Genomic DNA, 22,213 nt, shown 5'->3' on the forward strand with positions numbered 1-22,213 from the left:
CCAGGCTGTTCGATCGGCCCAAATACCGACAGCGCAACATCATCGAGCGCATGTTTGGCTGGCTGAAAGAGAACCGCAGGATCGTGACACGCTTCTACAAGCTCGCAAAAAGTTATGCCGCCATGGTCTCACTGGCTTGTTCCATGCGGTGTTTGCGACATCTCTTTTCGTACAGAGCCTAGACAATTAGCTTGTGGAGGAAGGGGTGTACCTCGCATCTTAATGAAATCTTAATGATCTCGAATATTGTAAAAATTACGATTATATTTTTGACCCAATGGAGTGGGCTGTGGTCAGGTTGGATGTTCCGCGCAAGTGTCATAAGGATGGTGAGCGCAGAAATGAGTTGGCTGAAGTCTTCCGAGACTGCCGTTCGGGGCTTGCAAACGTTGCGTTATTTACCGCAGTAATAAATCTGCTGATGTTAGCACCCGCACTGTATATGCTGCAGGTATACGATCGGGTGTTGTCGTCTGGCAATCAGATGACATTGTTTGTGCTCAGTCTTTTCGTGCTCGGTGTGTTTACCTTCATGGCCCTCCTCGAATGGGCTATGAGCTGGATGTCCAGGTGCGTGCAACAGTGTGCAACAGTCAATCAGTTACGTAAGCAGTTCAACTCGTATGTCAGCAGTACAGCAAAGATACGTGCCTATGGCTTGGCGGTCGAGGCTGCTACGACACTGGTGGCGGCGACGCGCAAGAGTGTACAGGGCGGTGAACGCGTCAATCTAGACGTGCTGAATGCGCAACAGCAATTGTTCAGCGCGCGCCGTGATCTTGCGTAAGCACGGTATGATTACCTCCGGGCCTGGGTGCACATGCGGTTTTTATCCGGTGTTTTGAGTGCCGATGATCTGCGGTCGCTGGAACGATATTTTATTGCTGAGAGGTCCTAGGATGAGTCGGAATGTGCACTCAAGATCGGTCGCTGTCATTACGTGGATTGCGCGAGGTTTGCTGTTCATACTGTTCAATCCATTTCTCGCAGCGCCTGCTGCCGAATTTTCACCCCAAGCGTGTAAGGTAAAAGATCCGGAAGGGCTGACATACATTGCGCTGGGCAAGGCAGTGTTACGATTGCCGATAACACAATTGGCTATGACACACGCCCTGGCTTTTGATTCAGAGCCGTTGCCTCCCCGTGACCCAGATGAACCGCAAGGATGCCCGAACAATCCGTTACAACAGCAAAGCCTGATTTTAAATTTTGGCTTTGATAACTGGTTGAAAGACCGAAAACGACCCTCAACTTTGTTGCTTGAGGAAATCCGGTTGATTGCCTCGCCAACCGACTATTGGGGCATTCGCTATGAGGACATGCATTCGGCGCAGTGCAAGGTGTTTTCGCGCAGAAAACACCTAAGCAATGGCCTAGTTGGCTGCCTGCCGCCCAAAACTGCCGAGAATTCCGACAGTGAAGATGCAGGTTCATATACTGTGAGTAAAGAAATTTACCATGCGCCATTTGATAAGGTTTTTGCGATTTCATGTTTGCCGAGTGTGCCCAAAGGGACTCGGTGCAACGTGTCATATAAAATTTTGCCCTCAGTAAACTTGGTTTACACATTTCTGACGGCAACAATAAAACTGGAAGACGCTATCGATCTTGATCGGCAGATTCGCGATAGCGTATGGCACGCCGTGGTGCCTAATTATAAATGGAATTAACCTTAAAGCGGAGATGCTTGAGCACCCCACAAATAAGACTAAAGTCGTAGGAGCGGTCGGCATGCGGATTCGCGGTGACGTTTTCTGGAAATGGGCAGACCCAACGCTTCATCATAGGTCTCACGATGAAACACTGGACGATGGCACGACAATGGATATCCAGGTACGACTGTCCCGGACAGGCAATACCCAATTGTTCATCGGGGTGTATGCCGGAACGGGGATGGCGCTGCATGAAGAAGCCTTCGCTTCGCGTCCTGGTGAGTCGATGACTCGAGCTCTGGCATGGGGTGTGGGACACGCTCGATGCCTTGCAACCAATCAGCAGCCTGCTGAACGGCAGGTAGCGTAAAGCTCCGTGCCAGAAGGTGGCGGTGAACTAATGGCCGCCACCCAGATGATTCCACTCGCTATACGCCGACTTCAGCACTTGTGAAAGGCGGGGAAGCTCACGTCTGATTTCGCTCAATGCTTCAGGGCTTCGAATCCACTCCGCCAACCAGGCGATCAGCATCGGTCAGTAGTGGGGCAGGGCGCCACTTGCTGCTCAAGCTCTTCGGCTTCCTGGGCGAGGAGCTCCAAGTGCGCCTCAAGCTCTGCGATCTGATTTGCCATGGACATCGGCCTCTCTCAGTTTCTGGCGTGAACTTGCACCGCTGCCCTCTGTGCCGGCTTCAGCCAGGGAGCGTCCTCTGCCGGCGCCCCACGCCATGGCCCGTGTAATTGTCTCACCGGGCCGTTTTGTATAAGCCTCTACAACCCGAGCCAACCCTGAGCGTTCATGAACTCCAATGAATAACTGCGTGTCGCCGGTGCGCGAAAGCCTGACTTGTTCATCCAGTCGTGCCCCGTCCGCGAGTACCTCTTCATGGGAATGGTGTTTCAGGCTCGCATCGGCCCACGCCCAAAATACAGCTCCGCGATGTCGCATCCTTGCCTCCTTATTACATCTCCATCAGGACAGCCTAGCCCGTTTCGTCTGTACGGGAGCCTTCAATCGTCTCGGGACATTTCAAGTCCAGTCCACTGCGAGTTGCCTTGATGCTTTCAAAGAGTGGGACTAATACTAAAGGACTGCTAAGGAGAGGGATGCTCATGCAGACACGCTTTGTTGTAATCCCCGCCATGCCCCAAGAGAGAGAGCAGCTCCCTCGCCGAATCGGTGTACCAGCTGCCCTTGGTGCGGGGTACGCCCTCTACGATACCCATGGTAAAACAAGATTGGCCTTGAACTACCCCACCTGGACGGAAGCGGAGTATGGCTGTGCAAGTCGGAATAGCCAGGAAGATGCTAGCGGCGCTTGCTTAGTAGGACAGGGATAGCAAACTTGCCCCTGCTAAATGGCCTGCTGCTGCCATGCCTGGGGCGTCATCCCTACAGATCTCATAAACGTCCGACAGAAATGCGGCTGGTCGTAGAAGCCGCACTCTAAGGCGATCTCGGCGAGCATCATCGTCGAAGCCTCCAGCAATTCTTTGCTCTTCCTGAGCCGCTGCTCACGCAACCACTGCTGCGGAGAGACCTGTGTGGATTCCTTGAACATTCGCGAGAAATGGCTGCGCGACAGCCCGCATGCTTCGGCAAGCGCGGTGACCGATATGCCGGTATCCAGATGATCCAACATTATCTGCTTGGCTGTTGTGACTTGCCAGGGTTTGAACCGCCCCGTCGATTGAATCGCGACGGTGGCCATAACGATGCCTTTAGGACTGTTCATGGGGATCAATTCATCCTGAAAAATCTGAAGATGGTTGATCCGGGTAGCACAGATCGCTGAAGCCTCTCCCGAGGCCTCAGAACACTCAGTCTCGATTCGCTAGCCCGGATCAGTTCGTGCCAGTCCCCCGCTTGTTGAACAGAAACCTGGACGCTTTGGCCAGGCCTACGGTGTTGTTCTTCAGCGTCTGCCGGTCAATGCTCTGCACGCCAAAGGCCATTTGCGGTTGCTGATCGATGAAGATCAGTTGGCTGTTGAACGGGGTCAGGACTTCAGTGTGTGGATTGCTCATTGTTCTTCCCTTTTGCTGAACGGTGGCGAGAGTTTGCTCGGCGGGTCGTTGCCGAGTGCCAGCACAAGATAGCGAAACACTGAGTGAAGCACTGGCGCACTTTTGCGCCCTTGGAGTCGCATTAATGCGCCGCGGAAGGCGTCCGTTCCGATGCTAGGATCGGCCAGTCGGATCACGTCGATCCATTTTTCGCCAAGGAGAATCCAATGGCCGCTTCACGACCTTTCAACGATGACACCGCCTACTGGGGCGTTTCATGGGAAGAGGGCTACGGCTATCCGCAAGCGCGGCGAGTCGGCAACGAGATATTCATCTCGGGACAGTTCAACCATGACGAGGAAGGCAATCTGGTAGCGCCGGCCCCACTGGATGCTGACGGTCGTCCGAGCGATTTCTCGTCGATGGGCGAACAAATGCGGGTTTCCTACGACAACATTGCCAAGTTGCTCGCCTTGTATGGCGCCACGATGCAGGATGTCGTTGAAGAGACGTTGTATGTGTTGGACATGGACGCAGCCTTTGCCGTTGTCGGCAAAGTGCGCAAGGCTGCCTATGGCACCGAGCGCCCGCAGGCGGCCAGCAACATCATCGGTGTATCGCGGCTCGCCCAGCGTCCACAGCTGATCGAGATCGTGTGCCGTGCTGTGATCGGCGCCCAAACCAAGTGACCGGCTTTCCCGGTTTCGACTAAGAAGCCGGGTTGGGCTGCTGACCTTCGACCAGCGGTTTGAGGTCGGCCACGGCAGCGGCGCAGAATGTCATGAATGCTTTCACCCGCCAGGACTTCCTGATGTCCTGGTGGGTAAGCAGCCACAGCTCATCCTGAAGCTCCTGCACCACTGGCCCGACCCGAACCAATCCTGGGGTGATGTCGCCCAGCATGCAGGGGAGGAAGCCATAACCGAGGCCTGCCGCAATAGCAGCGCTGGCTGCCGCCACAGAATCGGTGCGGTAAGCAATGTGCTCCGGCGGCACCCGACATTCGACGTAGCTCGTTGCCTTCAATCCGCACAGGCCTCCCGAGTAGGACACCCAAGACTGACCGTCAGCGAAGGGGTCGGTACTCGTCGCCTGCTTGACGCTGCGATACGGCGCCCAGGCGATGTTGGCGAGCTTGCGACCCACGAGGGTATCTGCCGGTTTTTTCGTCGCACGTATCGCGATGTCCGATTCGTCCCTCGCCAGGCTCAGCGTCTGGTTGCCAACCAGCACTTCAATAGTGATGCCCTCATTGAGGGCCTTGAAGTCCGCGATGATCGGCGTGAGGAAATACAACAGCAGCGAATCGCTGGTGGTAATTCGCAGTTTTCCCAAGGGGCCCTGTCCGGCGCGAGAAACCCTGCGAGTGACACTGACGATGTCCAGTTCAACGCGCTCGGCCAGTGCACGCAGCTCGGCACCTTCGGCAGTCAACAGATACCCCGCCTTGCGATGATCGAAGAGCGCGACCCCAAGCGTCTTCTCAACCTGAGCGACGCGGCGCGAGACGGTGGAGACATTGATGCCGAGCCTCTTCGCCGTCGCGGCGCGGTTGCTACAGTCACTCAGGGTTTTGATGATCCGCAGGTCGTCCCAGGAAAGCTGGCTGACAGCTTCGCCGACATCCCACTTCGGGCCGTTGGCATTTGCAGGGGCGGGCTGGGCACTTCCAGGTGACGGCTTCACGAAAATCATTCCAGGTAAGGTCCGGTAATGATACGAGAAGGGAAAGGGTCAACCAAGGTAGTGTTCGTCGCGAAGCGCGCACCAATGGGCAGTCGACCGAATGCGATGTCGATCCTGCCGCTCTTGAGCGCATCGATCTGTGCGAGCGTGGTCATCTCGTCCAGTCCCAGCTTCAGCTCGGCGTTCTGTCGCAGCTCTCGGATAAGCTCCGGCAGGACGGCGTACAGCGCAGAGGCCGTTCGCGGTGGATCAGCAGCGTACATTGAGCGTTTCTGCTACGGCCTCGAAGTAGCAAAGGTGACGAAGCTCCATCAGACCTCGGGGGTATGGTTGCAGATTTATTTGATATTGGACGCTTTCAGGGCCTCGCGTAATGCTTGAATTATCAAGTAAATTTAGCCTTGATCATCCGCTTGATCGGGCCATGACCGGACCCTATGACCGATGCATGATGCCCTGATCGAACAGATTGATGCAGTGATTGTCGACCTGCCCACTATCCGTCCGCACAAGCTGGCGATGCACACCATGCAGCAGCAGACCCTGGTGGTATTGCGCATTCGCTGCAGATCGGGATCAAGCGCCCCAAATACCTGAAAACAACAATTCGAGGTAAGCGTCATGACCGTGAAGATCTCTCAAACTGCCGAGATCCAGGCATTTTTCACCAAGGTGTCCGGCCTTGACCATGCCGAAGGCAATCCGCGCTTCAAGCAGATCATCCTGCGCATGTTGCACGATACCGCACGCCTGATCGAAGACCTGGAGATCACTGAGGACGAGTTCTGGCACGCTGTCGACTACATGAACCGCCTGGGTGGCCGTAACGAAGCCGGCCTGTTGGTCGCAGGCCTGGGCATCGAGCATTTCATCGACCTGTTGCAAGAGGCCAGGGATGCCGAGGCCGGCTTGAGTGGCGGCACCCCGCGGACCATCGAAGGCCCGCTTTACGTGGCCGGTGCACCGATCGCGCAGGGCGAGACCCGCATGGATGATGGTACCGATCAGGGTGTGGCGATGTTCCTCCAGGGACAGGTGTTCGATGCACAGGGCAAGCCGCTGGCCGGTGCCACGGTCGACCTCTGGCACGCCAACACCAAGGGCACCTACTCGTACTTCGACTCGACCCAGTCCGAGTACAACCTGCGCCGCCGTATCATTACCGATGCCGAAGGCCGATACCGTGCACGCTCCATCGTACCGTCAGGATATGGCTGCGATACGCAAGGCCCTACCCAGGAATGCCTGAACCTGCTGGGGCGTCACGGCCAGCGTCCGGCGCATGTGCACTTCTTCATATCGGCGCCCGGTCACCGCCACCTGACCACTCAGATCAACTTTGCCGGTGACAAGTACCTGTGGGATGACTTTGCCTATGCCACCCGTGACGGGCTGATCGGCGACCTGCGGTTTATCGAGGATGCTGCTGGCGCTCGTGACCGTGGGGTGCAAGGTGAGCGCTTTGCCGAGCTGGCGTTCGATTTCCACCTGCAGGCCGCCCAGGCACCAGCGGCCGAAGCCCGCAGCCACCGCCCGCGGGCGCTGCAGGATGCCTGATTCACGCGCCTGGATTTAAGCATATCGATCCAGGGCGCGACGCCCTTGTCGCGGGTATTTGATGACAAGGGCGCTTGCACCGCTTTGCCGTTACACCGGTCACATCATCGGCTTGCCATGCGTTGCGTCAGGCTCGCTGTCCGGTAGTTGCCATCCCGTGATTCCAATAACAATAAAGGTCCTTGGTCATGCATACCCTCTCTGTGCATTCTCTCGCCTGTTGCTGACAGGTCACTGCCTTGTAAATCCCCTTTCAGGCTGTCCTCTCAGGAATTCGTGCACATGAATGACTTCACTCAAGAGCAACACGTTCAACAACAGCAAAAACGTTACATCTACGAATGGTACGTGGTCACGCTGTGCATGGTGGCGTACATCTTCTCGTTCGTTGACCGGCAGATACTGGCGCTGATGATCGAGCCGATCAAAGCCGACCTGCAGTTGAGCGACACCCAGTTCAGCTTGCTGCATGGTCTGGCGTTTTCGCTGTTCTACGCCTTCATGGGCATGCCCATTGCCTACCTGGCCGACCGCTTCTCGCGCCCGCGCATCATTGCCGTCGGGGTAGTTTTCTGGAGCATCGCCACGGCAGCCTGCGGGCTGAGCAAGAACTTCCTGCAGATGTTCCTGGCAAGGATCGGTGTCGGGGTGGGTGAGGCGGCCCTGTCGCCTTCGGCCTACTCGATGTTCAGCGACATGTTCCCCAAGGAAAAGCTCGGCCGCGCCGTGGGCATCTACTCGATCGGCTCGTTCGTCGGTGGCGGTATCGCATTTCTGGTCGGCGGCTACGTCATTGCGATGCTCAAGGACGCGCAGACTATCGAGGTCGCGTTACTTGGCGCGATGAAGGCCTGGCAGCTGGCATTCTTCATCGTCGGTCTTCCGGGGGTGATCGTCGGTCTGCTGGTCTGGTTGACCGTGCGCAACCCCGAGCGCAAGGGCGCGCAGCTCGATGCCGATGGCAAGGTTCGCCAGGTCAGGCTGACCGATGGCCTGCGTTTCATCGGGCGCCATCGTGCAACGTTCAGTTGTCACTATCTGGGCTTTTCCTTCTACGCCATGGCGCTGTATTGCATGATGAGCTGGACGCCGGCGCTGTATATCCGCAAGTTCGGCATGAGCCCCGAACAGGCAGGCTTCATGCTCGGAACCATCCTGCTGCTGGCCAACACCACCGGCGTGGTGTTCGGTGGCTGGTTGACCGATCACCTGGCCAAGCGCGGGCGCAGTGATGCGGCGATGCGCACCGGGGTCATTGGCGCACTGGGCATGATCGTGCCGGCCGCGCTGTACTCGCAGGTCGACCAGTTGTGGCTCTCGGTGACGCTGTTGGTGCCAGCGATGTTCTTTGCCTCGTTCCCCATGCCAGCCTCCACTGCAGCAATGCAGATACTTTCGCCCAATCAGGTGCGCGCTCAGGTCTCGGCGGTATTCCTGCTGATCAGCAACCTGCTTGCACTGGGCCTGGGCACGACGCTGGTGGCGCTGATCACCGACCATTATTTCGGCATGCCGGCGGCGGTCGGTTCGTCGATGTCGATTGTCAGCTTTGGTGCCTCGTTGCTGGCTATCGTGCTGCTGATCAAAGGCTGCAAGTGCTTTAGGGACAGTATGCGGCGCGAACATCCCGCCGAGGTCTGAAATGCTGGCGGACATTGAGCTGCTGGAGCGCTTTGCGTTGTTCCACTCACAGGATGTGGCAGAGATGCAGGTGCAGTTGTCCCGCTATCTTTGTCCACATCGGTTGCGCGTTCTGGCGGATGCGCCGCCGCAGTTGCAGGTCGGCGGCCTGGAGTTCGCCGGCGTGCGCCTGTTGCATTTGCACTACGATGCGCCCGTGGAAGTCAGCCTGGAAGGCGCGGGCGCACAGTATCTGTTTCGCACCACCTTGCAGGGGCAGTGCGAAGTCAGCCAGGGCCATGCCCGCGCTGCAATAGGGGCAGGGGGGCTGAGTATCAGTTCACCGTTTTCCAGCAGCCGCATCGTCACCGGAGGTGCCTGCCGTACAGCGGTGCTGAGCATGCCGCGTGAAATCCTCGAGCTGCATTTGCAGCGTCTGCTGGGGCGAAGCCTCGATCTGCCCCTGACCTTCGAGGTCCCGCTCGGCGCAGAGCATCCTGGTGTGCATGCATTGGGCCTCGCGCTGGACTATCTGTGCCGGCTGCATGCCGTGGGCCTGCGTCTGGAGCCTATGCGTCAAGGATTCGCGGAGCACCTGGTGCAGCTGTTGCTGACCCAGTTGCCGCACAACTACTCGATTGTGTTGCAGCAGCCGCACGAAACGCCCTTGCCAGGCCATGTGCGCAAGGCGCGAGACCATATCGAGGCGCACCTGGACCAGCCGCTGGCGCTGTCCACCTTGTGCGCGATCAGCGGCGTGTCGGTGCGGACCTTGCAGAATGGCTTTCGTCAGTTTCTAGGGCAGACACCGATCAATTACATTCGTGATCGGCGCTTGCTGGCTGTGCAGCGGGCACTGCAGCGCGGCGAGGGTAGCGTGACCGATGTGCTGCTGCGTTTCGGCATCAACAGCCCCGGGCATTTCACCCGGCAGTACCGCCAGCGTTTCGGTTGCCGGCCATCCGATACGCTCAAGCGTTGATCGGCTGACGGCGCTGGTGCAGCGGCTACCTGACGAACAGAAGGTAGGAGAGTATTTTTCAATCCGACCGGTCGGATATATAATCTTGCCGAACACGGGTGGATCACCCGTGTGCCGGGGTTTCGGTGCAGTACCGAAACCTGGATTCTCCCGCCAGCGCAGATCGCGCAATACGAGGTCTTCATGCAACACCACCTTGTGGGATACATCATCGTCGCCCTGTTGGTACTCAGCGGATTCGCCATTCATTGTTTCGATTGGGATAGCTGGCTCGAGGATGATTCGTCCAGGTAAGCCTTTTTCGTACCACTCCACTGGTTGCGTGTTGACCAGGCTTCGACGTGAGAATGCAATGAATAGCCGAATTCTGACCGGTATCACGACTACCGGCACCCCGCACCTGGGCAATTACGCCGGTGCGCTGCAACCTGCCATCGCCGCCAGCCACGATCCCCAGGCTGAGGCGTTTTTCTTCCTTGCCGATCTGCATGCGCTGATCAAGTGCGAAGATCCCCGACGCATCCAGCGCTCGCGTCTGGAAATCACCGCAACGTGGCTGGCCTGCGGGCTGGACCCATGCAAGACGGTGTTCTATCGCCAGTCAGACATTCCGGAAATCCCCCAGCTGAACTGGCTGCTGAGCTGTGTGACGGCAAAAGGCCTGCTGAACCGGGCGCACGCTTATAAAGCCGTGGTGTCGCGCAACGGCGAAGAAGGCGCTGATCCGGACGCCGGTGTCTCCATGGGGCTCTACAGTTATCCGGTGCTCATGGCTGCGGATATCCTGTTGTTCAACGCGCATGTGGTGCCGGTCGGTCGCGACCAGGTACAGCATGTCGAGATGGCTCGTGACATCGCTCAGCGTTTCAACCATGTCTTCGGCAATGGGCAGGAGCCCTTCGTGCTTCCCCAGGCACGCATTCGGGAGGATGTGCAACTGCTCCCGGGCCTTGATGGCCGCAAGATGTCGAAGAGCTACGACAATACCATTGCGCTCTTTCTTGGCAGCCGCGAGCTCAAGGATGCAGTCAATCGGATCGTCACCGACTCCAAAGCGCCAGGCGAGGCCAAGGATCCGGATCAGGCGCATCTGTTCAGCCTGTACCAGGCATTCGCGTCGGCTGAGGACAGCCGCCAGCTGCATGGCGACCTGTTGGCCGGGCTGGGCTGGGGTGAGGCGAAGAACCGCCTCTATCTGCTGCTGGAGCAGACGCTGGGTGACAAGCGTGAGCGTTATCATGCCTTGATGGCCAGGCCGGACGAGCTGGAGGATATCGTGCTGGCGGGCGCCATCAAAGCCCGCAAGGTTGCCACGCCTGTCCTTGAAAGTCTGCGCGAAGCTGTTGGCTTGCGTACTTTTACCGGTATCTCGTCTGCAAAGGTCGATAGTCGGAGCTCGGCAAGGCGTGAGCGCGGTTCGCGCCTGGTAACGTTCAAGGATGAAAACGGTGAGTTCCGTTTTCGTCTGCTGGATGCCAACGGTGCCACGGTGCTGTTGTCACGCGGTTTTGCCGATGGCATCACTGCCGGCACGTTCGGACAACGTCTGCTCGAGATCCGCTATCCAGACCTGCGCACCTATGGCCAGATGGTATCGCTGTGGCTGGACGGCGAGGCGCTGGCACACAGCGATGTGGTGCACGACACCGTTGCCGAAGAAGCCAGGTTCAGGGCTGCACTGGACGACTTGAGCTGAAGCTCACGGGGGCATTGAAGCGCCAAGTGGCAGGAGCCTCCTGCCATTCCCGCCACTTGTGTCGGCACCCGGTCGACTTGCTGTCCTGCTGCAACGTGGCCGATATCGGATAGCTCGGTCTTGCGAGTCTGCTTAGGATCGAGGCAGGCGCAACACAGAATGAAAATAGCTTGAGCCTGCTCGTTGAGCTGAACGATCGCGCCTGTTTCGAGTGTATGGCACTTGCTCACTGACCTGAATATTCATGGATGCGAAGCTGCTGCATTTGCATGCGGGCCCTGATGCAGGGCGCATTGCTTCAGTTCGAAGGAGAGTCAAGATGTATCAAAAATACAAGACCGCTCAGAAGCATTTCTGGCATCCCATGGGGCCGTCTGCACCGGCTGCACAGAAAGACACCTTGATCATCTGCCGTGGTGACGGAAACTACGTCTACGATGCCGATGACAACAAATTGCTCGATGGTTTTGGCGGTCTGTGGAACGTCAACGTTGGCCACAACCGGGCCGAGGTCAAGCAGGCGATCAACCGGCAGATGGATGAGCTGGCCTATTACCAGACATTCGATGGTATCGCCCACCCGCGGGTCTACGATCTGGCGGATCGCCTGATCGGCATGTTTGCCCAGGAAGACATGAGCCGCGTCCTGTTCAGCTCCGGCGGCTCTGACGCTGTCGAGACTGCGCTGAAAATGGCCCGTCAGTACTGGGTGGCGGCAGGTGAGCCGAACCGTACCCGCTTCCTCTCGCTGAAGAATGGTTACCACGGTGTGCACGTCGGCGGCACCTCGGTTGGCGGCATCAGTGCCTACCATTTCAACCATGGCCCGATGCTTTCGGGGTGTCACTTGCTGGACTCGCCATGGCTGTACCGCAACCCTTGGGATTGCCGTGACCCGGCGGCGCTGACCAACCTTTGCATTCGCCAGCTCGAAGAGCAGATCGCCTTCCTCGGTCCCCAGACCATCGCGGCTTTCATCGCTGAGCCAGTACAAGGTGCCGGTGGAGTGATCGTGCCGACGCCTGATTACTGGAAGCGTGTACGGGAGGTCTGTGATCGTCACGGTATCCTGTTGATCGCCGACGAGGTGGTCACCGGTTTTGGTCGTAGTGGCTCGCTACTCGGCAGCCGCGGCTGGGGTGTCGCCCCGGACATCCTGTGCCTGGCCAAGGCGATCAGTGCAGGTTACATCCCGCTGGGCGCAACGGTATTCAATCGGCGTGTGGCTGAAACCATCGAGCAGGCGCGTGGCTTTGCCAACGTCGTGATGCACGGTTACACCTACAGTGGACATCCCACTGCCTGTGCGGCCGCACTGGCGGTACTGGATATCGTCGAGCGCGAAAACCTGCCAGAAAATGCAGGGTGTGTAGGGCACGAGTTGCTGCACCAGTTGCAGTCGCTCAGTGACCATTTCGAGCTGGTCGGTGAGGTGCGCGGCAAGGGCTTGATGATTGCCCTGGACCTGGTGAGCGACAAGCGTACCCGTCAGCCAGTCGATCCAATGTCGGGTATATCGGCACGTATCGCGGACTTGACCCGGATCAACGGTGTGCTGGTGCGGCCGGTCGGGCCGAAGATCGTCATTTCGCCACCCCTGACCATCAATGCCAGCGAGGCCAACATGATCGCCGAGGCGCTGCACGCGGCCTTGAGCGATTATCGCTGATCGAGTCGGGCAGCCTGCGTATCGTTGCGCAGGCTGTCCTGGTTGAATCCGTCATGAGCAAACGGCGCTTTTGAGGGGGATCTACATGCTCACGCAATGCCTGATGTTCTATGATGTGGGGCAGCATGCAGAAGCATTGCAGGGCTGGCGGCAGACGTACGATCAGCTTGGACGAGGCCGGGTCTGCACCCGGCTCGCGCAGTTGAGCACGCCCCATGTGCAGGTTTTTCGTGAGGCTATCAATATCAGGGTGGCTCAGTGCGGCAGTGCGCCATCTGGGCGCTTCAGCCTCGCACTGAGCCTTGCTTCGGCGGGCCAAAGCGTCAGCGTTCTGCGCGGTCGCCAGGAGTTTTTCGTCCAGACCTGCACCGACTCGGACCTGATTGTCGTCTCAGTGGACGAGCAGTATCTGCAACTGCTCAGTTCGCAGGGGAGCAGTTTGTGCTCGCGTGCTTGGGGTGCCTCGAGCCTCAATCTGCCCCCGGAGTATCAGGCAGTACTGGGGCGTCAGCTCAATGCCCTGATCCAATCGGGCAATTGCGGTATGGTGCTCACGGAAAAACACGCCGAGGAGCGAGCGCTGGAATGCATCCTGGAAGTGCTCGAACGTGCTGTTGAACATACTCGAGAGCGCGGCATTGATCATGCAGTCAGCAGCTACCTGGTAAGGCGTAGCCAGGAGCTTGCGCTTGACTGTCAGCAAGCACCTTTGACAGTGCTCGACATTTGTCGTCATCTACGCGTCAGTCGCAGGACTTTGCAGCGCAGTTTCCAGCAGGTGGCCGGCGTACGCCCGGTAGAGTATCTGCGCGCGATACGCCTGAATGCCGTGCGTCGGCGTTTGCAGCAAACCGCCCCCACAGAACTGAGCGTCGCACACGCTGCGGTTGATCAGGGATTCTTCCATCTTGGCCATTTTGCCAGCTACTACAAGGCACTGTTTGGCGAGTGCCCCTCTCATACGCGCCGTGCCGCCTGAGCGGCAGGATCAGGCGCGCACGCCGTTGAGCAGCAGGTCGGCGCCTGTCTCTTCCATGCCAAGTGAAAATGTCGTCGATTCCAAGTTGTCACACTACCTCCCCTGAGGCGGCCTTGCCTGGGCGGCTGTCGATCATGACAATGCCCCATCGGAAAGTGCCACTGTGCCTGAGGCCTGGGCACACAGGACCAATACAAGATCAATCGGATTTCAATAATTTCATGGGTAGAAAAAGAGTCATCGACCGGGATCGACTGCTTGAAGCTGCATACCGGGTCATCTCCGACCAAGGTGCGACGGGGTTGTCTTTTGACGCCATTGCCAAGGAGGCGGGCGTCAGCAAAGGCGGAGTGCTGTACGCGTTCAGCAGCAAGGAGGAATTGATCGAAGCCATGCTCAGCAAGGCGCAGGCAGCCTACAGCGCGGCCATCGAGGCGGTGATTGGCGATCCTGAGGCCTGCCTGCTCGACAAGGCACGTGTGCATGTCAAAGCGACCGCTGCCGAAGATCTTGCCAGTGCTACCCGGGTGATTGCCCTGCTTGCCGCGTTGGCCAATGCGCCGGCCTACCAACAGCGGCTCAAGGACTGGTACCTGCAGGTTTTCGCTGTGCACGATTTGTCCGGTGACATCGAACGGCGTGCACGGTTGGCGATGTTCGCCGCCGAAGGCGCATTCATGCTGCGCGGGTATGGCCTGGTGACTTTCGACGAGCAGCAGTGGCTCGACTTTTTCAACGACATCCATGAACTGCTGCTGGCGGTGAAATAGACAAGGCCGGACGTCGCGCTTGCAGGTAACGCACAGGGTCGATATAGTTTGAATTCAAACTACATTCACCAGGTGCGCTATGCGACGCATTGTTTCCCGGGCCCCATGCGATCATGGGGTGAGTTCATGAAACTGGCCGTAGTGGCGCCGGTTACCCCGGGGGAACTGCTGTTTTCCGCCAAGGTGTTCGCCAGCGCGATGCTGGCGATGTACGTTGCCAACAGCTGCGGCTTGCCGCGCCCGTTCTGGGCAATGCTGACGTGCTACATCATTGCCAATCCTCTAGCCGGAGCTGTGCGGTCGAAGGCCTTCTACCGCATCCTGGGTACCTTGCTCGGTTGCCTGGCGGCAATGCTGATCGTGCCCTCGTTGATCAACAGCCCGCTGCTGCTGACCCTGGCCCTGGCCGCCTGGCTGGGGATATGCCTGTACCTCTCTGTGCTGGACCGTACGCCGCGGTCCTACATCTTCATGCTCGCGGGCTACACCATTGCGTTGATCAGCTTTCCGGTGGTCGAGCATCATGAACTGCTGTTCGACACCGCTGTGGCGCGAGTGGAAGAAATCTGCATCGGCATCTGCTGCGCCACACTCGTGCACAGTCTGCTGTTGCCTCGCAGTGTTGCGCCAGGCATCAAGGGGCTGCTCGATCGATGTATGGCCGATGCCGGGCAGTGGATGCTGCATGCGCTTGCCGGTGATGCCGATAGTGCCCAGGCAGGTCGTGACCGGCACAAGGTTGCAGCCGACCTCACTCAGTTGCGTCTGGTCGCCGCGCACCTGCCATTCGACACCAGCCATCTGCGCCAGACAGTGGCGTTGCTCGATAGCTTGCAGGCGCGGCTTGCCAACATGCTGCCATTGCTCATGGCGGTGGAAGATGCACTGCGCGCACTGCAGGCAGGCGCACAGCTGAGCGCTGACGTGCAGGGCGCATTGGCGCAGGCATCGGCCTGGCTGCGGTCACCGGCTGACGATGCCGGTTTTCAGAAGGTGCTCGAGGCCCTTGAGCGACTGGCCGAGGAGGGGGCCGGGGAGCGGGGTTGGTCCGACGCATTGCAGGTGATGCTGGCAGTGCGCTTGAGCGCGTTATTGACAGAGTGGCAGGCATGTCGGCGCCTGCGCGCACTGATCGAACACAGTCAGGACGGAAGCGCCGAGTCTCCATCGAATGCACTGCTCGAGCGTCACCCATTGCACCGTGATCATGGCCTTGCAGCCTTGTCCGGGCTGACGGCAGCTGTGGCGGTCTGTGCCTGCAGTGCTTTGTGGATTGTCACGGCGTGGCAGGACGGCTGGGCGGCGCCGATGATGACGGCGATGTTCTGCAGCTTCTTTGCCACGCTGGATGATCCTGCGCCGGTGATTCGCCGGTTCCTGCGCTACTGGTTGTATTTTCTGCCCGCTGCGGCCCTGTATGTGCTGGTGCTCATGCCGCTGGTACAGGATTTCGGCATGCTGGTGCTGATTTGCGCGCCGGCGTTCATGTGGTGTGGCGTCTGCCTGTCTCGTCCGCCGCAGGCATTGCTGGCGATGGCCATGTTGTTCAGCGTGGGCGGCACGTTGGCGCTTCATGATACCGACACGGCTAACATGGCTGCATTCGCCAACTCGATGATCGCGCAATTCGTGGGGGTTCTGGCGGCGGTACTGGTCACGCGGCTGTTGCGTTCATTGAATGCGAGCTGGTCTGTCTGGCGCATCGAGCTGGCTGCCTGGAAAGAGCTGGCTGCGATGGCCAGTGCCCGTGGTCAGGTTGCATTTTCCCAGACGTTCACCGTACGCATGCTCGATCGGGTAGGGCTGGTCGCGCAGCGGGTAGCTCCGACATTCGGGCGCGCTGGCGATCTGCTCATCGATCTGCGCGTTGGCCACGAGATCGCGGCGTTGCAGCAGGTGCGAGGGCAACTGCCCGAGCCGCTGGTTACCTCGATTTTCGATGGCCTCCAGCAGTTTTTTCTGCAAATGCGTCACGGTCCGGCTGAACCGTCGCAGGCATTGCGGCTGAACATCGAGCGTTTGCTGCAGCAGCTGAGCTGCGGATACGGCCATTACAGCGGACGTCTGGCCGCTATCGCCGCACTGGTCGGCTTGCGTCGAGCGCTGTTTGCCGATGTAGCCAGGTTCTCAAGCCCTCTGAACACGGAGTTGCACGATGATCGGTGATACCAGTCTGTTCGGCTTGTACCTGCACAGCCTGGTGCTGCTGGCAATCGCAGCCTGGCTTGGGCTGTGCGGTGTGCGCCGGGCATTGATGCTGGCAGGCGCTTATCGCTGGATCTGGCACCCGGCGCTGTTCGATATGGCCGTGTACGTGATGCTGCTGTTCGGGCTCGTGCGCCTCTCTTACTTCCTGCAGCTTTGATGGCGAGCTCCCCTTGATGAATGACCAGGCAAGACCTACCCGCAGTTCACGCACCGGCTGGGTACTCAAAAGAACGATTACAGGCCTGGCCGTATTGGGTGCCGGCTGGGCCGCGCTGCAAGTGTGGGATCACTATGCACGGGCGCCCTGGACGCGCGATGGCCGGGTTCGCGCCGACGTCGTTCAGATCGCCCCGGACGTTTCCGGTCTGATTGCTTCGATCAAGGTGGAGGACAATCAGGACGTCCAGGCTGGAACACTGCTGTTCGAAGTGGACCCTGCGCGCTATGCCTTGGCGTTGAAGGATGCTCAGACAGAAATGCGTGCAGCGCGCATCGCCTACGAACAAGCCCGGCGCGAAGACCTGCGCAACAGCGGTCTGGGCGAGCTGCTCGCTGCCGAAGCCCGCGAGCAGTCGCGCATGCGCCGTGAGCAGGCCGAGTCTGCTTTGGGGCGCGCCCAGGTGGTAGTGGACAAGGCCGAGCTCGATCTGCAGCGCGCGCAAGTAAGGGCGCCGATGAATGCACGGGTCACCAATCTCGATCTGCGCAAGGGGGCATACGTCACCTCCGGGCGCCCCGCAATGGCGCTGATCGATACCGACTCGCTGTACGTCGAGGGTTACTTCGAGGAAACCAAACTGCCGCGGGTACACATCGGCGATCGGGTGCGGGTTTTGCCGATGTGGGGCGGCGAGCTGGGTGGGCAGGTCGAGAGTATTGCCGGCGCCATTGCCGATCGGGACCGCAGCACCAGTGCCAATCTTCTCTCCAGCGTGACCCCGAGCTTCAACTGGGTACGCCTGGCGCAACGGATTCCCGTGCGGGTGAAACTCGATGCCTTGGCGCCGCAAGAGCGCCTGGTCGCGGGGCAGACGGTCACGGTTGAAGTCATCGAGCCACGCGATGCGCGTCCTGCAGCAACGTCGTCAGCGGGAGCTCAGCACTGATGGGGGGTACCGTGGGGGCGCGCCAGCGGGCGTATTGCGTCTTGGCACTGATGGTGGTGGGTGGTTGTACGCATCCGGTCGGGCCTGACTATGTAGCGCCTCAACCGCTGGCCGCCTCGGCGCAGGGTAATGCCAAGGTGCTCGAACAGAAGCTGGCGCATCCACAGCTGTATGCTGACGCCTCGCCTTCAGGGCAGTGGTGGCGTCTGTACCAGGATGCGCAACTGAATGACTTGATCGGGCAAGCGCTCGGTCGCAATACCACGCTCCTGGAGGCGCTGGGCAATCTGCAAAGGGTGCGCGCAGTAGAGGAGCAGGTGACCGGACAGCGCCGTGCGCTGGCCACAGTAAGCGCTGGGCCGTCGTACGGGCATGCCTCGGGGCTTTCGCGTCTGCAGCCTGGCAGTGTGCCTGCCAATGCCTGGCTGTACAGCACGGGTGCGGCAGTCTCTTACCAGCTCGACATGTTCGGCAAGCTCGAGCGTGCCAGTGAGGCCGCTGCGGCCGACAGCGATGCTGCGGTCGCAGCCATGGATATGGTACGCATCAGCGTTGCCGCCGCTACGGCGCAAGCCTATGCCGATGTCTGTTCTGGCGGCATGGAGCTCGATGCGGCGCGCGAGTCGTTGCAGGTTCAGCAGCAGGCACGCCGGGTCACCGAGCAGCTGCAGCGTGCCGGCCATGCCGGTAGCGTCGACAGTATCCGCGCCCAGGCCCAGGAACGTCAGCTGGCGGCAGCCATTGCACCCCTGCAGGCGCAGCGCCAGGCAGCGCTTTACCGGCTGGCAGCATAGATCGGAACAGTGCCGAGCGGTGTGCCCAGCGCTGTGACTCATTGTCACCAGCCACCGGTTCTCGAAACGCCGATACCCGTGGGCGATGGCGTCGAGCTGCTCAAGCGTCGTCCGGATGTGCGCCAGGCGGAGCGCTCGCTGGCGGCCAGCAGCGCACGCATCGGGGTTGCCGTGGCCGAGTTCTATCCTGACGTCTCGCTGGGCTTGTCAGCGGCGTCGGCAGGGCGGATGGGTGGGTTTGCCCGTGGCGACACGTTCTCTTGGGGTATCGGCCCTCTGATCACCTGGAGCTTGCCGAACAATGGCGTGGTCAGGGCCAGGGTCAAACAGGCCGAAGCAGGCGCGCAGGCGGCCATGGCCAGGTTCGATAGCGTGGTGCTGGAGGCGTTGCGTGAAACCGAGACGGCACTGAACGCGCTGGCCATGGAAATGCAACACCACCGCGAGCTGCTCGCCGCGCGAGATGCCAGTGCGTCCGTCGCCCGACAGGTGCGCTTGCTGTATCGTAACGGCAAGACCAACTATCTCGATGCCCTGGATGCCGAGCGCGCGCTGGCCTCGAGCGAGTCTGCACTGGCGCGCTCCAGCGCTCAGCTGTCCCGTGACCAGGTGGCGTTGTTCCTGGCGCTGGGGGGCGGTTGGAGTGATGAAAACGAACCTGTACGGTAATTCTCATGGCGCTTAGCGGCGAAGATCTACAAGACGGCTTTGGCTACCATCTGTTGCAACTGGCGCGTCGCTGGCGCCGCTTCGACGAGCAGGAGATGACCCGGCATGGCTACACCGATGTCTCATGGGTGCCACTGCTGCACCTGTCTGGCGCGGGCGCGATCATGCAGAAGGAGCTGGCCTTGCGCTGTGGTGTAGACACTTCCAGCCTTGTGCGCCTGCTCACCCCCTTGAGCGCAAAAGGGCTGTTGAGCCGTCGTCAGCATCCCGATGACCGTCGCGCCTGGCTGCTTGAGCTTACCCCGCAAGGGCAACAGGAAGCGGCGCATATTGCCGGCATCGTCGCCCGTGCTGAAACAGCAATGCTGGAGGGGCTGCCCGATGAACTGGTGATTGCCCTGAAACAGTCGGCGGCGCTCATCAACCGCAACCTGGAGCGTCTGGAGGCTGACGAAGCGCGCTAGGGCGCAGTGGATGGCCTGTTATTTGCCTTGAAAACTACCCGTGGTCTTTTTTAAAGAAGGGGTAGGGCATGTTCGCCCAGTGCCAACGCTTCAATGACGTCAATGTGCACGCCGGCGCGATCGTCGGCTGGCAGCAGATTTATGACCAGATGAGCGCAGGTAGTGCCCATACCGAACTCGTTCACCTCACGGCAGAGCGGTTCCAGGTGTTTCGCGAAGTGCTCGACAAGCGTGTCGTTCAGCACGGTGCTGCGCCGAAGGGTCGGCTGTGTCTGGCAATGCCGGTCGGAGGCAGTAGCGCCAACGTGTTTCAGGGCACGACCATTGGTGGTGCTGATGTCACCGTTCTACACAGCGGTCAGGAGTTTTTCGTCCACTCCACCGAAGGTATGGACCTCTTGGCTGTCAGTGTCGATGCGGCGCGTCTGGGGCTGCTGGCTGAACGTGAATTTACCGCGCCGGAGCTGCGCAAGCTGAACCGCTGTACCCGCCTGAACGTCAGTCCACAGTTTCTATGCGGCATCCGCAAGCAGCTGCAGTCGATCGTCAGTGCGGTCGTTCAGGGGGATGAACTGCTGGAAAGCCAGATCGAGGATTTGTTGCTCGAGTGCACGCTGGTACTTCTGGAGCAGGTCTGTGAGCCGGGCAGCAGGCGTTCGGGTAATGTTGCCGTGAGCGCCTATCTGGTGCGTCAGGCGCATCAGATGGCCATGGAGTTTCTCGATGAGCCGCTGTCGATCCTGCAGATATGCGACCATCTCGATGTCAGCCGCAGCACGCTTCAGCGCAGTTTCCTGAGCGTGACCGGCTTGCGCCCGGTCGCGTACTTGCGCCTGGTCAGGCTAAATGCTGTGCGCCAGCGTCTGCAGCAGACCCGCGCAGATGAGTTCACCATCGCGCGGGTTGCCTATGATTTGGGGTTCTCCCACCTGGGGCACTTCTCGGGGGCCTACCGACACCTGTTCGATGAAGCGCCTTCTCATACCCACAGGGCGCAGTAGCTGGGTCTGAAGGTGTCAGGGTCAGGCGAAGCGCGCATAGCTGTAGGGTGCTGGGTCAACTAGCGGGCTCACGCCCTGGAGCAGGTCGGCAGCCAGTTGTCCGGCCGCCGGCGAGGTGCCGAAGCCATGACCCGAGAAGCCAGTTGCCAGCATCAGCCCCGGCAATTTGGCGACCGGCCCGATGACCGGGTTGGAATCAGGGGTGACATCGATGGTGCCTGCCCAGGTCTGTTCGACTTTCACTTGCTCGAAGATTGGCCAGGCGGCTTTGAGGTTGCGCAATGCCTCGTTGTTGAGATTCTCGTTCGCCAGCGGGTTTTGCGTCCGAATGTGCTCGAATGGTGTGACACTGCCTGGCTTCCAGCGCCTTGCCAGTGCGAGGTCCTTGAAGAAGGCCTTGCCCAGTGACACCCTCAGGTAGCTGCGCTGGGCGCGAAACTGTGGCAGGTACTGTGCGCCGAGAAGCGCATGATCCCAGGTCAGCGGTGCATCCAGTGCGCCTCGCTGGGTGATGATGAATCCGCCATCGATGTGCTTGCGGAACGAAAAGTCCGGTGCGCCCACGGCGATGTCGGTAGGACCCTCCATGGGGGCAGTGCGTAGCACCGAGCAGTTCAGTGGCAAGGTCGGCAAGGCAATGCCGTGGTTGCCGAGGAATCGTCGTGACCACAGCCCGCCGGCCAGCAAGACTTGTTCACAGCGAATCTCGCCGTGCTCGGTAACGACGCCGTCGATATGTCCTGCGGCGGTGCTCAGCGTGCGTACAGCACAGTGTTCGATGATCACCGCACCACGCGCGATCGCCGCATTGGCAATGGCGCTGGCGGCCCGGGTCGGCTCGGCGCGGCCATCGCTTTCGGTGAGAATACCGCCGGCCCATGGCGTTTGGCCACCGGGGACGCGCTGGCCGATTTCTCGGGCAGACAGCAGGCGCGAACCAAGCTCGAGCGACTCGACGCTTTTCATCCAGTTCTCGTGGAAGGCCATTTGTGTCTGGTTACGGGCGACGAACATGATGCCCGCCTGACGGTAGCCGACATCACGCCCCACACGATTGGGCATTTCTGCCCAGAGCCGGTCGGCCGCCAGCGCGAGCGGAATATCCTCGCGGTGACGGCTGGTCTTGCGCACCCAGCCCAGGTTTCGCGAGGATTGCTCGCCTGCTATGCGACCCTTTTCGAGCACGACCACCGGTATGTTGCGCTCGGCCAGTGCCAGGGCGGTCGTCAGGCCGACGATGCCGGCGCCGATGATCACCACGGACGTAGAAGAGGGGAGCTCTTTTGTGCACTGCACGGGCTCTATGACTGGTGGCATGCTTGATTCTCGTCGTTGAAAGGGCTAAGCGTGGGT

General features: G+C 59.7%; 24 protein-coding genes and 4 pseudogenes. 22 read left to right on the top strand and 6 right to left on the bottom strand.

The window, feature by feature from the left end:
• The 5 genes and pseudogenes from ACIQUI_RS27325 to ACIQUI_RS27345 form a co-directional block, all read left to right on the top strand.
• A partial coding sequence (locus ACIQUI_RS27325) for a transposase (protein ID WP_403203992.1) occupies positions 1-182 on the top strand: 182 nt, incomplete at its 5' end.
• 95 nt (positions 183-277) lie between these two features.
• Positions 278-559, top strand: a pseudogene (locus ACIQUI_RS27330) (hypothetical protein); the annotation flags it as partial.
• A 3-nt stretch (positions 560-562) separates the two neighbouring features.
• Positions 563-787, top strand: coding sequence for a TolC family protein (locus tag ACIQUI_RS27335; protein ID WP_403204051.1), 225 nt, complete (start codon positions 563-565; stop codon positions 785-787).
• A 169-nt stretch (positions 788-956) separates the two neighbouring features.
• Positions 957-1,670: a hypothetical protein gene (locus tag ACIQUI_RS27340; protein WP_403203994.1), complete on the top strand. Its 714-nt coding sequence runs from the start codon at positions 957-959 to the stop codon at positions 1,668-1,670.
• A gap of 61 nt (positions 1,671-1,731) precedes the next feature.
• Complete coding sequence (locus ACIQUI_RS27345; RefSeq protein WP_403203995.1) at positions 1,732-2,022, top strand: hypothetical protein; 291 nt, start codon at positions 1,732-1,734, stop codon at positions 2,020-2,022.
• Between the two features lie 237 nt (positions 2,023-2,259).
• Here the strand turns inward: ACIQUI_RS27345 and ACIQUI_RS27350 are convergent, their stop codons facing one another.
• The gene (locus ACIQUI_RS27350) at positions 2,260-2,601 is read right to left on the bottom strand and encodes a hypothetical protein (protein ID WP_403203997.1); all 342 of its coding nucleotides are present in this window, start codon (positions 2,599-2,601) and stop codon (positions 2,260-2,262) included.
• A gap of 158 nt (positions 2,602-2,759) precedes the next feature.
• Here ACIQUI_RS27350 and ACIQUI_RS27355 point away from each other — a divergent pair, with 158 nt between their 5' ends.
• On the top strand, positions 2,760-2,993 hold the full coding sequence (locus tag ACIQUI_RS27355) for a hypothetical protein (RefSeq protein ID WP_403203999.1): 234 nt from the start codon (positions 2,760-2,762) through the stop codon (positions 2,991-2,993).
• Between the two features lie 14 nt (positions 2,994-3,007).
• Here ACIQUI_RS27355 and ACIQUI_RS27360 read toward each other — a convergent pair whose 3' ends face one another.
• Both ACIQUI_RS27360 and ACIQUI_RS27365 read right to left on the bottom strand, forming a co-directional pair.
• Positions 3,008-3,388, bottom strand: a complete 381-nt coding sequence (locus tag ACIQUI_RS27360; protein WP_403204001.1) for a helix-turn-helix domain-containing protein — start codon at positions 3,386-3,388, stop codon at positions 3,008-3,010.
• A gap of 145 nt (positions 3,389-3,533) precedes the next feature.
• A pseudogene (locus ACIQUI_RS27365) lies at positions 3,534-3,680 on the bottom strand (hydrolase); the annotation flags it as partial.
• 206 nt (positions 3,681-3,886) lie between these two features.
• Between ACIQUI_RS27365 and ACIQUI_RS27370 the strand changes: the two are divergent.
• Positions 3,887-4,348 carry a RidA family protein gene (locus ACIQUI_RS27370; protein ID WP_403204003.1) on the top strand — a complete coding sequence of 154 codons (462 nt, stop codon included), beginning with the start codon at positions 3,887-3,889 and terminating at the stop codon, positions 4,346-4,348.
• 19 nt (positions 4,349-4,367) lie between these two features.
• On the opposite strand, the gene ACIQUI_RS27375 is transcribed toward ACIQUI_RS27370, so the two are convergent.
• Entirely contained in the window at positions 4,368-5,354 is a 987-nt protein-coding gene (locus ACIQUI_RS27375) for a LysR family transcriptional regulator (protein WP_403204005.1), read from the bottom strand.
• A gap of 74 nt (positions 5,355-5,428) precedes the next feature.
• Positions 5,429-5,578, bottom strand: a pseudogene (locus ACIQUI_RS27380) (LysR family transcriptional regulator); the annotation flags it as partial.
• Positions 5,579-5,789: 211 nt separating this feature from the next.
• Here ACIQUI_RS27380 and ACIQUI_RS27385 point away from each other — a divergent pair.
• The 15 genes and pseudogenes from ACIQUI_RS27385 to ACIQUI_RS27455 all read left to right on the top strand — a co-directional run.
• Positions 5,790-5,921: pseudogene (locus ACIQUI_RS27385) on the top strand (muconate cycloisomerase); the annotation flags it as partial.
• Between the two features lie 45 nt (positions 5,922-5,966).
• The gene (gene catA, locus ACIQUI_RS27390; RefSeq protein ID WP_403204007.1) at positions 5,967-6,902 is read left to right on the top strand and encodes a catechol 1,2-dioxygenase; all 936 of its coding nucleotides are present in this window, start codon (positions 5,967-5,969) and stop codon (positions 6,900-6,902) included.
• Between the two features lie 282 nt (positions 6,903-7,184).
• On the top strand, positions 7,185-8,543 hold the full coding sequence (locus ACIQUI_RS27395; protein WP_403204009.1) for a spinster family MFS transporter: 1,359 nt from the start codon (positions 7,185-7,187) through the stop codon (positions 8,541-8,543).
• Position 8,544: 1 nt separating this feature from the next.
• A complete protein-coding gene (locus ACIQUI_RS27400) occupies positions 8,545-9,504 on the top strand; it encodes an AraC family transcriptional regulator (protein ID WP_403204011.1) in 960 nt (319 codons plus the stop codon).
• Positions 9,505-9,856: 352 nt separating this feature from the next.
• Complete coding sequence (locus ACIQUI_RS27405) at positions 9,857-11,200, top strand: tryptophan--tRNA ligase (protein WP_403204013.1); 1,344 nt, start codon at positions 9,857-9,859, stop codon at positions 11,198-11,200.
• Positions 11,201-11,519: 319 nt separating this feature from the next.
• The gene (locus ACIQUI_RS27410) at positions 11,520-12,869 is read left to right on the top strand and encodes an aminotransferase class III-fold pyridoxal phosphate-dependent enzyme (RefSeq protein WP_403204015.1); all 1,350 of its coding nucleotides are present in this window, start codon (positions 11,520-11,522) and stop codon (positions 12,867-12,869) included.
• A gap of 85 nt (positions 12,870-12,954) precedes the next feature.
• Positions 12,955-13,848 (top strand): helix-turn-helix domain-containing protein, encoded by an 894-nt coding sequence (locus ACIQUI_RS27415; RefSeq protein ID WP_403204017.1) that lies wholly within the window; start codon positions 12,955-12,957, stop codon positions 13,846-13,848.
• 221 nt (positions 13,849-14,069) lie between these two features.
• Positions 14,070-14,618 (top strand): TetR/AcrR family transcriptional regulator, encoded by a 549-nt coding sequence (locus ACIQUI_RS27420; RefSeq protein WP_403204019.1) that lies wholly within the window; start codon positions 14,070-14,072, stop codon positions 14,616-14,618.
• A 126-nt stretch (positions 14,619-14,744) separates the two neighbouring features.
• Positions 14,745-16,784 (top strand): FUSC family protein, encoded by a 2,040-nt coding sequence (locus ACIQUI_RS27425; protein WP_403204021.1) that lies wholly within the window; start codon positions 14,745-14,747, stop codon positions 16,782-16,784.
• The gene (locus tag ACIQUI_RS27430) at positions 16,774-16,983 is read left to right on the top strand and encodes a DUF1656 domain-containing protein (protein ID WP_403204023.1); all 210 of its coding nucleotides are present in this window, start codon (positions 16,774-16,776) and stop codon (positions 16,981-16,983) included. Before ACIQUI_RS27425 ends, ACIQUI_RS27430 begins: the two co-directional genes overlap by 11 nt.
• 16 nt (positions 16,984-16,999) lie before the next feature.
• On the top strand, positions 17,000-17,932 hold the full coding sequence (locus ACIQUI_RS27435) for a biotin/lipoyl-binding protein (protein WP_403204025.1): 933 nt from the start codon (positions 17,000-17,002) through the stop codon (positions 17,930-17,932).
• Entirely contained in the window at positions 17,932-18,726 is a 795-nt protein-coding gene (locus ACIQUI_RS27440) for a TolC family protein (RefSeq protein ID WP_403204027.1), read from the top strand. The genes ACIQUI_RS27435 and ACIQUI_RS27440 overlap by 1 nt, the downstream gene beginning before the upstream one ends.
• A 33-nt stretch (positions 18,727-18,759) precedes the next feature.
• On the top strand, positions 18,760-19,395 hold the full coding sequence (locus tag ACIQUI_RS27445; protein ID WP_403204029.1) for a TolC family protein: 636 nt from the start codon (positions 18,760-18,762) through the stop codon (positions 19,393-19,395).
• 5 nt (positions 19,396-19,400) lie between these two features.
• A complete protein-coding gene (locus tag ACIQUI_RS27450) occupies positions 19,401-19,859 on the top strand; it encodes a MarR family winged helix-turn-helix transcriptional regulator (RefSeq protein WP_403204031.1) in 459 nt (152 codons plus the stop codon).
• 68 nt (positions 19,860-19,927) lie between these two features.
• Positions 19,928-20,860, top strand: coding sequence for a helix-turn-helix domain-containing protein (locus tag ACIQUI_RS27455; RefSeq protein WP_403204033.1), 933 nt, complete (start codon positions 19,928-19,930; stop codon positions 20,858-20,860).
• Between the two features lie 21 nt (positions 20,861-20,881).
• Here the strand turns inward: ACIQUI_RS27455 and ACIQUI_RS27460 are convergent, their stop codons facing one another.
• Positions 20,882-22,177: an NAD(P)/FAD-dependent oxidoreductase gene (locus tag ACIQUI_RS27460; RefSeq protein WP_403204035.1), complete on the bottom strand. Its 1,296-nt coding sequence runs from the start codon at positions 22,175-22,177 to the stop codon at positions 20,882-20,884.
• Positions 22,178-22,213: the final 36 nt, after the last annotated feature.

Source organism: Pseudomonas sp. NPDC090592 (genome assembly GCF_044769185.1).
In the GTDB taxonomy this organism is placed as follows: domain Bacteria; phylum Pseudomonadota; class Gammaproteobacteria; order Pseudomonadales; family Pseudomonadaceae; genus Aquipseudomonas.

Coding starts and splice junctions, on each gene's coding strand:
- ACIQUI_RS27335 (WP_403204051.1), top strand. CDS start 563: ATGTCCAGGTGCGTGCAACAGTGTGCAACAGTCAATCAGTTACGTAAG.
- ACIQUI_RS27345 (WP_403203995.1), top strand. CDS start 1,732: ATGCGGATTCGCGGTGACGTTTTCTGGAAATGGGCAGACCCAACGCTT.
- ACIQUI_RS27350 (WP_403203997.1), bottom strand. CDS start 2,601: ATGCGACATCGCGGAGCTGTATTTTGGGCGTGGGCCGATGCGAGCCTG.
- ACIQUI_RS27355 (WP_403203999.1), top strand. CDS start 2,760: ATGCTCATGCAGACACGCTTTGTTGTAATCCCCGCCATGCCCCAAGAG.
- ACIQUI_RS27360 (WP_403204001.1), bottom strand. CDS start 3,388: ATGAACAGTCCTAAAGGCATCGTTATGGCCACCGTCGCGATTCAATCG.
- ACIQUI_RS27370 (WP_403204003.1), top strand. CDS start 3,887: ATGGCCGCTTCACGACCTTTCAACGATGACACCGCCTACTGGGGCGTT.
- ACIQUI_RS27375 (WP_403204005.1), bottom strand. CDS start 5,354: ATGATTTTCGTGAAGCCGTCACCTGGAAGTGCCCAGCCCGCCCCTGCA.
- catA (WP_403204007.1), top strand. CDS start 5,967: ATGACCGTGAAGATCTCTCAAACTGCCGAGATCCAGGCATTTTTCACC.
- ACIQUI_RS27395 (WP_403204009.1), top strand. CDS start 7,185: ATGAATGACTTCACTCAAGAGCAACACGTTCAACAACAGCAAAAACGT.
- ACIQUI_RS27400 (WP_403204011.1), top strand. CDS start 8,545: ATGCTGGCGGACATTGAGCTGCTGGAGCGCTTTGCGTTGTTCCACTCA.
- ACIQUI_RS27405 (WP_403204013.1), top strand. CDS start 9,857: ATGAATAGCCGAATTCTGACCGGTATCACGACTACCGGCACCCCGCAC.
- ACIQUI_RS27410 (WP_403204015.1), top strand. CDS start 11,520: ATGTATCAAAAATACAAGACCGCTCAGAAGCATTTCTGGCATCCCATG.
- ACIQUI_RS27415 (WP_403204017.1), top strand. CDS start 12,955: ATGCTCACGCAATGCCTGATGTTCTATGATGTGGGGCAGCATGCAGAA.
- ACIQUI_RS27420 (WP_403204019.1), top strand. CDS start 14,070: ATGGGTAGAAAAAGAGTCATCGACCGGGATCGACTGCTTGAAGCTGCA.
- ACIQUI_RS27425 (WP_403204021.1), top strand. CDS start 14,745: ATGAAACTGGCCGTAGTGGCGCCGGTTACCCCGGGGGAACTGCTGTTT.
- ACIQUI_RS27430 (WP_403204023.1), top strand. CDS start 16,774: ATGATCGGTGATACCAGTCTGTTCGGCTTGTACCTGCACAGCCTGGTG.
- ACIQUI_RS27435 (WP_403204025.1), top strand. CDS start 17,000: ATGAATGACCAGGCAAGACCTACCCGCAGTTCACGCACCGGCTGGGTA.
- ACIQUI_RS27440 (WP_403204027.1), top strand. CDS start 17,932: ATGGGGGGTACCGTGGGGGCGCGCCAGCGGGCGTATTGCGTCTTGGCA.
- ACIQUI_RS27450 (WP_403204031.1), top strand. CDS start 19,401: ATGGCGCTTAGCGGCGAAGATCTACAAGACGGCTTTGGCTACCATCTG.
- ACIQUI_RS27455 (WP_403204033.1), top strand. CDS start 19,928: ATGTTCGCCCAGTGCCAACGCTTCAATGACGTCAATGTGCACGCCGGC.
- ACIQUI_RS27460 (WP_403204035.1), bottom strand. CDS start 22,177: ATGCCACCAGTCATAGAGCCCGTGCAGTGCACAAAAGAGCTCCCCTCT.